A 14,258-nucleotide genomic window follows, 5' to 3' on the forward strand; every position below is an offset into this window, starting at 1 on the left:
CTCGAAGATTTGTGCAAATGGGCCGTAACTCAAAATTAACGAAAAAAATGACGCAAACGGTTGCTTTTGGTGTTACGTCACAAAAAGAATTGCTCTATAATGCGCAGCCATTAGCTGAGGTGAAATCGGCATACATTGGTTGTTTACAGTTTAATTTGCTGTATTTTAAAGAGTTTATGCCAATTACACCTCAATCAATTGGACATAGAGACCTAAGCACATGAGAATTTTGCGTGGCTCCCCAGCTCTTTCAGAGTTTCGTGTTAACAAGCTCCTTACTGCGTGTCATCAACAACACCTACCGGTAACGGGTATTTATGCTGAGTTTATGCATTTTGCCGATCTTAATGCTGAGCTTAATCAGCAAGAGTTGGCAAAGCTCGAACAACTGCTCACTTACGGTCCAACCATTCAAGAACATCAGCCACAAGGCTTACTGCTGCTGGTGACACCGCGTCCGGGTACCATTTCTCCTTGGTCTTCGAAAGCCACCGATATCGCGCATAACTGTGGGTTAAGTGCCATTAAGCGCTTAGAGCGCGGTACGGCTTATTATGTGGAGACAGAAGCGGCACTGACGGATGTTCAAGTCCTGACTCTTAAAGCGCTGCTGCACGATCGTATGATGGAAGTGGTGTTCGCAGAACTCACTGATGCGCAGCAACTGTTTAGTGTTGCACAACCGACTCCGATGAGTCAGGTTGATGTGTTGGCCGGTGGTCGTCGTGCGCTTGAAGAGGCAAACGTTTCCCTTGGTCTGGCATTGGCGGAAGATGAAATCGACTATTTGGTTGCGAGTTTTACTAAGCTTGGCCGCAATCCTAATGACATCGAATTGATGATGTTTGCGCAAGCGAACTCTGAGCACTGCCGTCATAAAATTTTCAATGCAGATTGGACGATTGATGGTGCGGTGCAAGATAAATCACTGTTCAAGATGATCAAAAACACCTTTGAGCAGACGCCGGATCACGTACTGTCCGCCTATAAAGATAATGCCGCGGTAATGACCGGCTCGACCGTTGGCCGTTTCTTCCCGGATCCGGATAGCCGTAAATATACCTATCATCATGAAGATGCGCATATTTTGATGAAGGTAGAAACTCATAACCACCCAACCGCGATTTCGCCTTGGCCGGGCGCTTCAACCGGTTCGGGCGGTGAGATCCGTGATGAAGGTGCTACCGGGATTGGCGGTAAACCTAAAGCAGGTTTAGTCGGCTTTACTACCTCAAACTTACGAATCCCAGGTTTCGAGCAGCCATGGGAAAGCGATTTTGGTAAACCAAGTCGCATCGTCAATGCGCTGGATATCATGCTGGAAGGCCCACTCGGTGGTGCGGCGTTCAATAACGAATTTGGCCGTCCAAATCTGCTCGGTTATTTCCGTACTTATGAAGAAAAAGTGACTTCACACGCTGGTGAAGAGGTGCGTGGTTATCACAAGCCGATCATGATTGCTGGCGGTATGGGCAACATTCGCGCCGAGCATGTTCAGAAAAAAGAGATCCCGGTCGGTGCTAAACTGATCGTACTTGGTGGTCCTGCGATGAACATTGGTCTTGGCGGCGGCGCTGCTTCATCAATGGCCTCTGGCCAATCTGCAGAAGATTTGGATTTTGCTTCGGTACAGCGTGAAAACCCAGAGATGGAGCGCCGTTGTCAGGAAGTGATCGACCGCTGCTGGCAATTGGGTGAACAAAACCCAATCGCCTTTATCCATGATGTGGGTGCCGGTGGTATTTCTAATGCGCTACCTGAATTGGTCAATGATGGCGATCGTGGTGGCAAATTCCAACTGCGCAGTGTACCGAATGATGAGCCGGGCATGAGCCCGTTAGAAATCTGGTGTAATGAATCGCAAGAGCGCTATGTGTTGGCGGTAGCGGCACAAGATATGCCGCGTTTTGAGGCGATTTGTCAGCGTGAGCGCGCGCCTTATGCGGTCGTCGGTGAAGCCACCGCAGAGCGTCACTTGACTTTAGAAGATAGCCATTTTGACAACACACCAATCGATATGCCGATGGAAATCTTGCTTGGCAAAGCCCCTAAGATGCATCGCGAAGCGAATTCACTGAAAGTGGCGAGTCCAGCGTTAGATCGCTCAGGGATTGAACTTAACCAAGCACTGGATCGCGTATTGCGTTTACCGGCCGTGGCTGAGAAAACGTTCTTGATCACCATTGGTGATCGTTCAGTAACCGGCCTCGTAGCGCGTGATCAAATGGTTGGCCCATGGCAAGTTCCGGTCGCCAACTGCGCGGTAACCGCTGCAAGTTTTGATTCTTATCACGGTGAAGCGATGTCGATGGGTGAGCGTACCCCAGTGGCATTGTTAGATTTCGGTGCATCAGCACGTTTAGCGGTAGGCGAAGCGATCACTAACATTGCTGCCACTGATATTGGTGACCTTAAGCGCATTAAACTCTCGGCTAACTGGATGTCTCCAGCCGGTCATCCGGGCGAAGATGCTGGCCTTTATGAAGCGGTAAAAGCGATTGGCGAAGAGCTATGCCCAGCGCTTGGGATCACGATCCCTGTTGGCAAAGATTCGATGTCGATGAAAACCAAGTGGCAGGAAAATGGCGAGCAGAAAGAAGTCACTTCGCCGCTGTCGCTGATCATCACCGCTTTTGCGCGGGTTGAAGACATTCGTAACACAGTGACACCACAACTGCGCACCGATCTTGGCGATAGCAGCTTAGTGTTGATTGATTTAGGTAATGGCCAGAATCGGCTTGGTGCCACCGCATTGGCGCAAGTGTACAAGCAATTGGGTGATAAACCGGCTGACGTGGATAACCCAGCTCAGCTCAAAGCCTTCTTTGATGCACTGCAAGCTTTAGTGCGTGACGACAAGCTGGTGGCTTATCACGACAAAGGTGACGGCGGTTTATTGGTGACGCTGGCAGAAATGGCTTTTGCGGGTCACTGTGGCATCAAAGCCAATATTGAAAGCTTAGGCGATGATGCGCTGGCGGCACTGTTCAATGAAGAGTTGGGCGCTGTACTGCAGGTGAAAAATACTGAACTGGATGTCGTATTCGCGACGTTATCGGCACATGGTTTGGCGGCTTGCTCACATGTGATTGGTGAAGTAGAAGCGACCGATCGCTTGCTGATCACCCGTGGTGAGCAAGTGTTGATTGAGCGCTCTCGTACTGAACTGCGTACCATCTGGGCGGAAATGACCCATAAAATGCAGGCACTGCGTGATAATTCCGCCTGTGCGGATCAAGAATTTGCCGCCAAACAAGATAACCGTGACCCAGGTTTGAGCGCCAAGCTAAGCTACGATGTGCAAGCAGACATAGCGGCACCTTACATCGGCAAAGGGGCACGTCCGAAGATGGCGATTTTGCGTGAGCAAGGTGTCAACTCGCATGTGGAAATGGCGGCCGCCTTTGATCGCGCCGGTTTTGATGCGGTCGATATCCATATGAGCGATATTTTAACCGGACAAACCGTGCTCGATGCTTATCAAGGTTTAGTCGCGTGTGGTGGTTTCTCTTACGGTGATGTGCTGGGCGCGGGCGAAGGATGGGCAAAATCAATCCTGTTTAATCCGCAAGCGCGTGAGCAGTTTGAGCAGTTCTTCCAGCGTAAAGATAGCTTTTCACTCGGGGTGTGTAATGGCTGTCAGATGCTGTCTAACCTGCGTGATTTGATCCCAGGTGCTGAGCTGTGGCCACGTTTTGTGCGCAATGAATCTGAGCGGTTTGAAGCGCGCTTTAGCTTAGTCGAAGTGCAAAAATCACCATCGCTATTCTTTAGTGAAATGGCTGGTTCAAGAATGCCGATTGCGGTTTCACACGGCGAAGGGCGTGTCGAAGTGCGCAATGAGCAGCATTTGGCGGCGCTGGAGCAATCAGGTACCGTAGCTGTGCGTTTCGTGGATAACTTTGGTCAGCCAACTCAAGCGTATCCAAGTAACCCGAATGGCTCACCTAATGCGATCACCGGTTTAACCACCCAAGATGGTCGAGTGACGATCATGATGCCGCACCCTGAGCGTGTTTTCCGTACTGTAGCCAACTCATGGCATCCAGATCATTGGGGTGAGAACAGTGCTTGGATGCGGATGTTCCAAAATGCCCGTAAATACCTTGGTTAAAGGTTAATTTGAGTTAACCTTAAGCTAACGACCAACCAAAAGCGCAGAGAGAAATCTCTGCGCTTTTTTGTATAAAGAAAACCCCCAGCTAGTTTGTATAAAGAAAACCCCCAGCTAGGCTGGGGGCTGCTAATTTGCTTCACACCGCTTTGATTAACGGCGCTTGGCTATGATCGTTGATTTAGCGAAATTGGCCGACTGGCGCTAAAAACTCAAAGCCTGCGCTGGCTAACTTGGCTTCTAACGCACTGCGATCAATCTCGAAATCGTTGGCCAGTTTATCCAAATCACCACCAAAGTCGTCACGTAGTTTCATGTTCACTATGCTCATCAGCATGATCGGATCCATGCTGGCAAAGTTGGCTAAATTCATGGGGATTAATCCTCAAAATCGGAAATCAGCAAATTGGCCGCGGCAAATGCGGCTTTTTGTCTGGTTTCGAGCGGTAAAGCGGGATCGGCGGCGATCTCATTTAATGTGCGCAGTGCACAACTGATTGCTTTAGGAATGTAGCCTTGATCGCCACTGCCAATTTGCGCGTAAAGCTCGCGTACTAATTCACAACAATCGTAAACTTGCATTGGGTTGTCCTCAAATGATAACTGCTCTCAATATACACAGAGCTGGTGGAAATACCAAACTGCCACTTGCGCAAACGCAAACTCACCGCTCATTTGAACAATGATTATCCGGCGATCAGCTCTGGGCTGGTATGAGTAATAAAAAGGCCGCCCGAGAGCGACCTGATGAGTGGGTTTGGCGCGATGTTGATCGTGCCGGTGATTAGGCGATCTGAGCTTGGATAAACTCGTGGATCGACGCCATCGCCACCGCTTGTTTTTCTCCACTACGACGATGTTTGTATTCGAAGTGGCCTTCATCCATGCTGCGCTCACCAATGATGATGGTGTGTGGCACGCCGATCAGTTCCATATCGGAGAACATAACCCCTGGGCGCTCTTTACGATCATCAAACAGCACTTCAATACCCGCAGCGGTTAATTCTGCATACAATTTTTCAGCGGCTTGTTGAACGCGCTCAGATTTGTGCATGTTCATCGGTACAATCGCGACTTGGAAAGGTGCAAGCGCATCAGGCCAGATGATGCCGTAATCATCATGATTCTGCTCGATAGCCGCAGCCACGACACGAGAAACACCGATCCCGTAACAACCCATCTCCAAAATGGTGTTTTTACCATTTGAGTCAAGTACACCACAGTTCATTTTAGCTGAGTAGTTAGTGCCCAATTGGAAGATGTGGCCCACTTCGATACCGCGTTTGAGCAGCAGTGTACCTTGGCCGCATGGACTAACGTCGCCTTCTACCACATTACGCAGATCTTCCACTTGGCCCAGTGCTACGTCACGTTCCCAGTTGATGCCAAAGTAGTGTTTGCCATCGATATTGGCACCCGCGCCAAAATCGCTCATCACCGCAACGCTGCGATCAACGATGAATGGCAGTTGCAGACCGATAGGGCCTAATGAGCCAGGGCCGGCACCGATCAGCGCGCGGATCTCTTCTTCGCAGGCCATTTCCAGTGGCGAGGCCACTTGTGCCAGTTTCTCGGCTTTGATTTCGTTCAGTTCATGGTCACCACGGATGAGCAGCGCAACGATAGGCGCATCGATTTCATCTGAAGCTTTAACAAACAGGGTCTTCACGGTTTTTTCGATAGGCAAACCATGCTGCTCAACCAATTCTGCGATGGTTTTTGCGTTAGGGGTATCCACTAACGTCATCGCTTGCGCAGGCGCTGGGCGCTCAATCGCCGGTGCTACCGCTTCGGCTTTTTCGATGTTGGCCGCGTAATCGGATTCGGTTGAGAAGGCGATCAGATCTTCGCCACTTTCCGCCAATACGTGGAACTCGTGTGAGCCGTTACCACCGATCGCGCCGGTATCGGCCAGCACAGGGCGGTAATCAAGCCCCATACGGTCAAATGCTTTGCAGTAGGCGACATGCATCGCGTCATACGATTTTTCTAAGCCCGCTTTATCGATGTCAAAGCTGTACGCATCCATCATGCAGAATTCACGGGCGCGCATCACCCCAAAACGTGGGCGGCGTTCATCACGGAATTTGGTTTGGATTTGGTACAGGTTCAGTGGTAGTTGCTTGTACGAGCTTACTTCATTACGCACCAGCGCGGTGATCACTTCTTCCGCGGTTGGGCTTAATACAAACGGACGCTCATGGCGGTCAGTAAAGCGCAGTAACTCAGGGCCCATTTTTTCAGAGCGACCTGTCTCTTCCCACAACTCAAACGGCTGCACCACCGGCATCAAGGTTTCGATAGCACCGGCATTATCGATCTCTTGGCGAACGATGTTTTCGACTTTACGCAGCACACGCAGACCCGTAGGCAGCCAAGTATAAAGACCTGAAGCCAGCTTACGGATCATACCTGCACGGAGCATGAGCTTGTGGCTCACAACTTCTGCGTCGTTTGGAGTCTCCTTCAGAGTGGAAAGAAGATAGTTACTGGTACGCATTCTATGGTATCCGTTTTATCAAAGTTTAAGGAATCGCCTTAACAGGAGCCCGTTATAACAGGAGCCCGTTATAACAGAAGTAAGCTATAAAGCGAATTTGGGCGCTAATAATATCAGCCAAATGGTTTTGTCAAAAGGGTTCAATTGCGCTGACGACGATTGCTTGATTGCTCACGCTGAATTTCACGTTCCAATCGTACAAATTCACCGCATATAACTTGTGGTCAGCACGATTCTTTTTGTAAGCCGGGCGCGGATCTTGCGCCAGTACTTGATGGATCACCGCGCGGCGCTGTTCTCCAGCCGCATGAGTGTTGAGTACGTGCTCGGCGGATGGGCTAAAGCTGACCGGTAGGCATACTGGTGCTTGATCGGCGTAACCGCCTTGTGCGTCAGGGATCGCATCGGAGTAGGGAATATAAGGTTTGATATCAATAATCGGTGTGCCATTGACCAAATCGACGCTGCCAAGTTCGAGATAATACTGATCACCTTGTTTACTCACCCCATATAGCTCAACTGCGGACATGCCGATGCCATTCGGGCGAAACGTAGCGCGGGAGGCGAAAACTCCCATGCGCTGATTGCCGCCAAGGCGAGGCGGGCGCACGGTCGGTTTCCAACCTGCGGCCAGATTATGGTCAAACAAAAACAGCAGCCAGACATGGCTAAATTGCTCTATGCCACGAATGGATTCAGCGCAGTTGCACTCACCGAGCAGTTTAACTCTCGCCCTAGCACTAGGCACTAAACGAGGTTGACGAGGGACGGCAAACTTCTCTTGGTATGGGCTTTCAATAATGGCAATTGGGGCAATCGAATGCATATTGTGATGATAAGTTGGCGCGAATAAGCGGAAAAATAGCATAGCTGGTAGCAAAAATCGCGCGCCGTTATGCAGGTTCAGCATTGCACAAGGCGAAATGGCATTTTAGCTGAGCCTGCCACCGAGCTGGCAGGCCATCAATGGCGTAGGGTTTATGCTCGACGCTTGGCTAAAATCCGGTCGAGATGATTGGCAAATTCGCGGCGATCGGTTTGCGAAAGTGCTGCCGGACCGCCAGTCTGGATACCGCTGGCGCGCATGGTATCCATAAAGTCACGGATATTGAGTCGTGCTTTGATGGTTTCTTTGGTGTACAGCTCACCCCTTGGGTTGAGCGCTAAACCGCCTTTGCTGATCACTTCATCGGCAAGGGGGATATCGGCGGTGATCACCAAATCGCCCGCTTCGCTGCGTCTGACTATCTCATTATCGGCAATATCAAATCCTGCAGAGACTTGCAGCGCCCGAATGTTATCGCGCTTTGGTAGCGGGATCAGATGGTTGGCGACAAAGGTACACTCGATACCGGTACGCTCTGCGGCGCGGATCAAGGTTTCGCGGATCACTTTTGGACATGCATCGGCATCAACCCAAATTTTCATACTGGTGCTCCTTGGGTTCTGGCTTCTAATTCAGCGACCCGTGCTGAGAGTTGCAATAAGGTTTGTTCTAACAGGGCAACCCGCTGCTCAAGATTCGCAGGCATTGGGGCTGCGACTTCGATGCTCGGGATGCGTTGGCTATTTTTCCAACTTTTGAGCGCAGCAATAATGGCTGGCATCGGCACGGGGGTGGTTAAACGCGCTTTGACCAACGCCACCGAGGGTGTTTTGCCTTGTTGGGTGAGCTGATTAAGGATCTGTTCTAGTTGTTGTGACACGTTGGTGGTCTGCATAATCGTTCCTGATGGGGGTTTGCTGGCATGTTACTGACAAAATGGCCGGTCAGCAAAAGCGCTCAGCGCCGCTGAGCCAATTTTGAGTTAAATTCGGTATGGCGGAAGGCTAAAACGTCCCACTCTTAAGCCGCGCATTTCTAGCTGACCTTGATAACAATCATCACCGAGCGCTGAAAATTCAAACAGATACACCGTATGCCAACCCCATGCACCTTGGCTGGTTTTGAATTTGTGCTGACCCAAAGCCACATTGAGTAGCTGTAAATCAAGCTGGGTGCAGTGGCGTTGAATCGCTTGTCTGGCGGTTTCCACTTGGTGGCGCTGCTGCCAAAATCCCCATCCGGCGCAGCAGAGGGCTAATATCCACAATAAATCACCGATCATGCTTTATCCTTGGTGTGCTGGGAGCTCATAACAGAACTGCCCCAAACTTGGGCAGAGTCATCAGTACACGAGTTATCAGTTCAGGAGTTATCAGTACAATAACGCGTTGGTTCATCACCTTGTGGTGAGAATCGGTGCTATTCTATGGCACTTTTTGAAAACTAGCCTACAGATAAATCGGATCTATTATGTTGTTGAACACCCGATTGGGGAATTTACTCGTCGAGTTGGAGTCGAGTTTGCGTGCGCTGCAGTTGTGGCAGACAACGCCACCGAGCGCACAAGCACTGGCTAGCCAAGCGCCTTTTGCGGTGGATACGTTAGCCCCTGAGCAGTGGTTACAGTGGATTTTTGTACCGAAAATGCAACAAGCCATCGCTCAGGCCAGCGTGCCGCGCGGTTTTGCGCTGGAGCCTTATTTTGCCGAAGCGTGGCAGGGAGAGGCGCAGTACCAACCGCTGCTGGCGCTGATCCGACGTATTGATGAGGTGTGCCAATAGATGCTAGAGATTATTTATCAAGATGAGTATTTGGTCGCCGTCAATAAACCGGCTGGCATGCTAGTGCATCGTTCATGGCTTGATAAGCATGAAACTCAGTTTGTGATGCAGACTTTGCGCGATCAAATCGGCCAACATGTCTTTCCATTGCACCGCTTAGATCGCCCGACATCCGGCGTGTTGGTGTTTGCACTTTCCAGTCAAATTGCCTCCGATGTGATGCTGATGTTTGCCAATCATGAGATGGAGAAAACCTACCACGCGATTGTGCGCGGTTGGATCAGCGAGGCGGATGTGCTCGATTACCCACTCAAAGAAGAATTGGATAAAATCGCCGATAAGTTTGCCCAGCAAGATAAACCCGCGCAGTCGGCGATCACCGCTTATCGACCACTGGCGCATGTGGAGCTGCCGATCGCGACTGGAAAATTTTCAACCACGCGTTATTGTTTGATGGAAATGCAACCTAAAACTGGGCGTAAGCATCAATTACGGCGGCATATGGCGCATTTGCGCCATCCGATTGTTGGGGATACCACCCATGGTGATGGTGTGCATAATCGACTGTTTCGGGAACATTTTTCGGCGCAGCGTTTGATGTTGCATGCCAGCGAGTTGCGTTTTGTGCATCCTTACACTCAGCAGCCTTTGCTGCTGCGTGCCAATGTCGATCAGGTGTGGCAAGGCTTGCTAAATCAATTTGCTTGGCCAGTTGGCTTGCTGAATCGTTAGGGCTTAGCCCCATTGACAATGGGGCGCGAAAGCATAAATTCGCGTGCCAATAACAGCAAAGCCTTCGTGATGAAGGCTTTGCTGGTTAATGCGTAGTGATTCAAGTGTGAGTGATTAAAGTGCGTCTACTTGGCAAGGTAGCGGCGGATCGCATGTTCGATCCCTGCGCTATCTAAGCCCAGTTCAGCATGCATCTGTTGCTGCGAACCTTGCACGATGAATTGATCCGGCAGGCCTAAATTCAACACCGGCTTCATCCATTTTTGTTGCATCATCAGTTCAATCACTCCGGCCCCCGCGCCGCCTGCAATCGCGTTTTCTTCTAACGTCACTAACACATCGTGGCTTTGGGCTAACTGCTGGATTAAGTCTTGATCCAACGGTTTAACAAAACGCATATCGGCCACCGTGGCATTGAGTTTCTCTGCGGCCGCTAAAGCATTTGGTAATAGCGTACCAAAGTTTAAAATCGCCACTTTTTCACCGGAGTTAGCCTGACTTTCACGCATGATGCGCCCTTTACCGATGTCTAATGCGCTAAAGTCACTCTTCAGCTCAACGCCCATGCCGTTACCGCGTGGATAACGTACTGCGCTTGGGCCTTGATGTTGGTGGCCAGTATAGAGCATCTGCCGGCACTCATTTTCGTCAGCCGGTGCCATGATCAGCATATTCGGGATGCAGCGCATAAAGCTTAAATCAAATGCCCCTTGGTGAGTTTGACCATCTGCGCCGACAATCCCTGCTCGGTCGATAGCAAACATTACCGGTAGGTTCATGATCGCCACATCGTGGATCAGTTGATCGTAACCGCGCTGTAAAAAGGTTGAGTAAATCGCCACAATCGGATGATAGCCAGCAATCGCCATACCGGTTGCGAGGGTAACGGCATGTTGTTCAGCAATCGCCACATCAAAGTATTGCTCCGGGTACTCTTTTGAGAAGCGTACCATGCCGGAGCCTTCACGCATCGCAGGCGTGATCGCCAGTAATTTTGGATCTTGCGCGGCCATATCACACAGAAAATCACCGAAGATTTTCGAGAAAGTCGGCTGAGGGTTGTTGCTTTTCGGCAAGCTATCATGGCTTGGGTCAAATTTAGGTACCCCGTGATAGCCGATCGGATCTTTCTCCGCTGGTGCATAGCCTTTGCCTTTTTTGGTCATGACGTGCAAAAACTGTGGCCCTTTTAGCTCGCGCATATTTTTCAGGGTTTTGATCAGTTCCAGTACATCATGACCATCAACCGGACCAATATAGTTAAAGCCAAGCTCCTCAAATAACGTGCCCGGCACCACCATGCCTTTCAAATGCTCTTCGGTGCGGCGTACTAGCTCTTTGATCGGCGGAATGCCGGAAAGGACTTTTTTGCTTCCTTCGCGAATCGAAGTGTACCAACTGCCCGATAGCACTTGGGCTAAATGATTATTCAGCGCGCCGACATTTTCTGATATCGACATCTCATTATCGTTGAGGATCACCAGCATGTCGGGGTGGACATCGCCAGCGTGATTCATCGCCTCAAATGCCATCCCCGCAGTAATCGCACCATCGCCAATCACGCTGACCACTTTACGGTCTTGACCTTCTTTACCCGCACAAATTGCCATACCAAGTGCGGCACTGATCGAGGTTGAAGAGTGGCCAACAGACAGAGTGTCGTATTCACTCTCTTCGCGCCAAGGGAAGGGGTGTAAGCCCTCTTTTTGGCGAATAGTCGGCATCTGATCGCGTCGCCCAGTCAGAATTTTGTGTGGGTAAGCTTGGTGGCCAACATCCCAAATCAACTGATCAAAGGGGGTGCGGTAGACATAATGCAGTGCGACGGTGAGCTCGACCGTACCTAGCCCTGAGGCTAAATGGCCGCTTGATTGGCTGACCGAATTGAGTAGGTAGCTGCGTAACTCGTCACACAGTTTCGGCAGCATGTCTTTAGGCAGGCTGCGCAGCTCATCTGGAGTATTCGCCAGAGCTAGAGTTGGGTATTTTGAAATATCAAGAGTCATAACTATGCGCGCTTATGGTTTAATTTTTGCGCTCGACAACATATCGGGCGAACTCTTCCAGAGACTGAGTATTGTAGGGGATCTCACTTAACGCTAGCAGCGCTTCTTGTAATAAAGCCTGCGCCTTTTGCTGCGCTCCAGCTAAGCCGAGCAATGCAGGATAAGTGCTTTTGTTGAGCTGTTGATCCGAACCTTGTGGTTTACCGAGCGTTTGCGTGTCGCTGATGATATCTAAAATATCATCTTGTACTTGAAAGGCTAGTCCAACCGCATCCGCGTAGCGATCCAAATATGGCAACATAGCGCGGCCTGTTTCGCCTGCCGCTAATGCACCTAAGCGGATCGCACAGCGCATTAACGCCCCGGTTTTATTGCGATGGATGGTTTGTAATTGCTCCAGTGAGATTAAGCGATTTTCTGCTGCTAAATCGAGCGCTTGTCCAAGACACATTCCTTGCGCACCAGAGGCTTGCGCTAGGGTTTGGATCATGGCAACCCGCTGAGTTTCTCCCGCTGCAGACAAGCTGCCTTCCGCCAAAATGGTAAAGGCGAGCGTTTGTAAGGCGTCACCAGTTAAAATCGCGGTCGCTTCATCAAATTGGATATGGCAGGTCGGCTGGCCGCGGCGTAATTCATCATCATCCATCGCCGGCAAATCATCATGGATCAGCGAATAAGCATGGATACACTCAATGGCCGCCGCAGGGGTATCGAGCTCGCTCAATGCGCAGCCCAACATCTGCCCTGTGATGTAGACCAAATAGGGGCGTGCGCGTTTGCCGCCAAGCAGTAACCCGTAACGCATCGCCTTAATCAATGGCAAGCTTTGAAACGGGATCTGCTCTAGCCACTGTTCCAGTTGCTGATTATTTCGCTGTTGGTATGAGGATAACGCCTCAATCATAGGGCTCTCGTCTGTATCGGTTGTGCCGGATCTGTGGTTTCAGATCGACGGCCTTGGCGAAGTGGTTTACTCCGCGACTGGGTTAAAATCGCTTAGCGGCGCATCGTCACTTTGACTGAGTAAAATGCGTACGCGTTGTTCGGCGTCATCAAGCTTGAGTTGACCGGCTCTGGCGAGCGAAATACCGCGTTCAAACTTTTTTAATGCTTCATCAAGAGCGAGATCGCCACTTTCCAATTGTTCAACCAACTGTTCCAGTTCATCGATCGTCGATTCAAACGACATGTTTTCTGGTTTCTTGTTCGCCATAATCGATATGCCTTAGTTAAGATGCACGAAAGTTACCTCAGGGGGCTGAGTTGGTCAAATTGAACCAAACGATTTTGTCAGAAACGGAAAGCTTTTTTACCGTGTCAGATAACGAAATGAAAAAAAGCCCGTTGAGTCACGCATCGATGGATAAAAACTCGCTACCCGAGCGCAGCCTATTGCTTGCTTTTCCGCTACACTAGGCCGGTTTTTCACGGTCAATTGAGACTATTTGCTTAAAGAATTTATTCTGTTGCCGATAATCAAAGTAAGCTTTTGATTATCGCGAATGTATAGCCTGAGGAGTGTTTGGTGGATTTAGCAACATTGATTGGTCTTATTGGCGGCTTAGCTTTCGTTATTATGGCGATGGTGCTAGGCGGCAGCTTGGTGATGTTCGTCGACGTTGTCTCGATTCTGATTGTGGTCGGTGGATCAACTTTCGTGGTGCTCATGAAGTTCACCTTTGGGCAATTTTTTGGTGCCGGTAAAATTGCTGGTAAAGCGTTTATGTTCAAGGCCGATGAGCCTGAAGATCTGATTGCCAAAATTGTGGAAATGGCCGATGCGGCACGTAAAGGTGGCTTTTTGGCGCTAGAAGAGATGGAAATTCCCAATCCGTTTATGCAAAAAGGCATTGATTTGTTGGTGGATGGGCATGATGCCGATGTGGTGCGTGCCACGTTACAAAAAGACATAATTTTAACCGATGAGCGACATAGTAAAGGCACTCAAGTGTTTCGCTCTTTTGGGGAAGTGGCTCCTGCGATGGGCATGATTGGCACCTTAGTTGGATTGGTGGCGATGTTATCCAATATGGATGACCCTAAATCGATCGGTCCTGCGATGGCGGTGGCACTATTGACCACCCTTTATGGTGCGATATTGGCCAATATGATCTGTTTTCCGATTGCCGATAAACTGGCTTTACGCCGCGATCAAGAGACGCTCAATCGCCGTTTGATTATGGACGGTGTCTTAGCGATCCAAGATGGACAAAACCCAAGGGTTATCGATAGTTATTTGAAGAACTACCTAAACTCAAGCAAACGTGCGCTTGATGTTGATAAAGAGTAGCGGAGCTG

15 protein-coding genes are annotated in these 14,258 nt (G+C 50.0%); 5 read left to right on the forward strand and 10 right to left on the reverse strand.

The genetic code is table 11. The annotated features are described in order from the left end of the window. Positions 1–17: 17 nt before the first annotated feature. Complete coding sequence (locus G7083_RS09495) at positions 18–224, forward strand: hypothetical protein (RefSeq protein ID WP_166014540.1); 207 nt, start codon at positions 18–20, stop codon at positions 222–224. Next, a complete protein-coding gene (purL, locus tag G7083_RS09500) occupies positions 221–4,114 on the forward strand; it encodes a phosphoribosylformylglycinamidine synthase (RefSeq protein WP_166014541.1) in 3,894 nt (1,297 codons plus the stop codon). The genes G7083_RS09495 and purL overlap by 4 nt, the downstream gene beginning before the upstream one ends. A 181-nt stretch (positions 4,115–4,295) precedes the next feature. Here the strand turns inward: purL and G7083_RS09505 are convergent, their stop codons facing one another. The 7 genes from G7083_RS09505 to G7083_RS09535 form a co-directional block, all read right to left on the reverse strand. After that, complete coding sequence (locus G7083_RS09505) at positions 4,296–4,487, reverse strand: DUF4250 domain-containing protein (protein ID WP_166014542.1); 192 nt, start codon at positions 4,485–4,487, stop codon at positions 4,296–4,298. Between the two features lie 5 nt (positions 4,488–4,492). After that, positions 4,493–4,696 (reverse strand): YaeP family protein, encoded by a 204-nt coding sequence (locus G7083_RS09510; protein WP_166014543.1) that lies wholly within the window; start codon positions 4,694–4,696, stop codon positions 4,493–4,495. Positions 4,697–4,898: 202 nt separating this feature from the next. Then, a complete protein-coding gene (locus G7083_RS09515; protein WP_166014544.1) occupies positions 4,899–6,614 on the reverse strand; it encodes a proline--tRNA ligase in 1,716 nt (571 codons plus the stop codon). A 130-nt stretch (positions 6,615–6,744) separates the two neighbouring features. Next, a complete protein-coding gene (gene tsaA / locus G7083_RS09520; RefSeq protein WP_166015035.1) occupies positions 6,745–7,440 on the reverse strand; it encodes a tRNA (N6-threonylcarbamoyladenosine(37)-N6)-methyltransferase TrmO in 696 nt (231 codons plus the stop codon). A gap of 152 nt (positions 7,441–7,592) precedes the next feature. Further along, positions 7,593–8,042 (reverse strand): YaiI/YqxD family protein, encoded by a 450-nt coding sequence (locus G7083_RS09525; RefSeq protein WP_166014545.1) that lies wholly within the window; start codon positions 8,040–8,042, stop codon positions 7,593–7,595. Next, a complete protein-coding gene (locus tag G7083_RS09530) occupies positions 8,039–8,335 on the reverse strand; it encodes a DNA-binding protein (protein ID WP_166014546.1) in 297 nt (98 codons plus the stop codon). Before G7083_RS09530 ends, G7083_RS09525 begins: the two co-directional genes overlap by 4 nt. Before the next feature lie 87 nt (positions 8,336–8,422). Then, positions 8,423–8,722, reverse strand: a complete 300-nt coding sequence (locus G7083_RS09535) for a DUF3301 domain-containing protein (protein ID WP_166014547.1) — start codon at positions 8,720–8,722, stop codon at positions 8,423–8,425. A 188-nt stretch (positions 8,723–8,910) separates the two neighbouring features. Here G7083_RS09535 and G7083_RS09540 point away from each other — a divergent pair, with 188 nt between their 5' ends. Both G7083_RS09540 and truC read left to right on the forward strand, forming a co-directional pair. After that, the gene (locus G7083_RS09540) at positions 8,911–9,222 is read left to right on the forward strand and encodes a YqcC family protein (RefSeq protein ID WP_166014548.1); all 312 of its coding nucleotides are present in this window, start codon (positions 8,911–8,913) and stop codon (positions 9,220–9,222) included. Then, positions 9,223–9,954: a tRNA pseudouridine(65) synthase TruC gene (truC, locus tag G7083_RS09545; RefSeq protein ID WP_166014549.1), complete on the forward strand. Its 732-nt coding sequence runs from the start codon at positions 9,223–9,225 to the stop codon at positions 9,952–9,954. A gap of 125 nt (positions 9,955–10,079) precedes the next feature. Here truC and dxs read toward each other — a convergent pair whose 3' ends face one another. The 3 genes from dxs to xseB all read right to left on the reverse strand — a co-directional run bounded on the left by dxs (position 10,080) and on the right by xseB (position 13,173). Then, on the reverse strand, positions 10,080–11,960 hold the full coding sequence (gene dxs, locus G7083_RS09550) for a 1-deoxy-D-xylulose-5-phosphate synthase (RefSeq protein ID WP_166014550.1): 1,881 nt from the start codon (positions 11,958–11,960) through the stop codon (positions 10,080–10,082). Positions 11,961–11,979: 19 nt separating this feature from the next. Further along, positions 11,980–12,864 carry a (2E,6E)-farnesyl diphosphate synthase gene (ispA, locus tag G7083_RS09555; RefSeq protein WP_166014551.1) on the reverse strand — a complete coding sequence of 295 codons (885 nt, stop codon included), beginning with the start codon at positions 12,862–12,864 and terminating at the stop codon, positions 11,980–11,982. A 66-nt stretch (positions 12,865–12,930) separates the two neighbouring features. After that, positions 12,931–13,173 carry an exodeoxyribonuclease VII small subunit gene (gene xseB, locus G7083_RS09560; protein WP_166014552.1) on the reverse strand — a complete coding sequence of 81 codons (243 nt, stop codon included), beginning with the start codon at positions 13,171–13,173 and terminating at the stop codon, positions 12,931–12,933. A gap of 312 nt (positions 13,174–13,485) precedes the next feature. Here xseB and pomA point away from each other — a divergent pair, with 312 nt between their 5' ends. Beyond that, on the forward strand, positions 13,486–14,250 hold the full coding sequence (gene pomA, locus G7083_RS09565; RefSeq protein ID WP_166014553.1) for a flagellar motor protein PomA: 765 nt from the start codon (positions 13,486–13,488) through the stop codon (positions 14,248–14,250). Positions 14,251–14,258: the final 8 nt, after the last annotated feature.

Origin of the sequence: Vibrio sp. HDW18, from assembly GCF_011306175.1 — a bacterium.
GTDB lineage: Bacteria > Pseudomonadota > Gammaproteobacteria > Enterobacterales > Vibrionaceae > Vibrio > Vibrio chanodichtyis.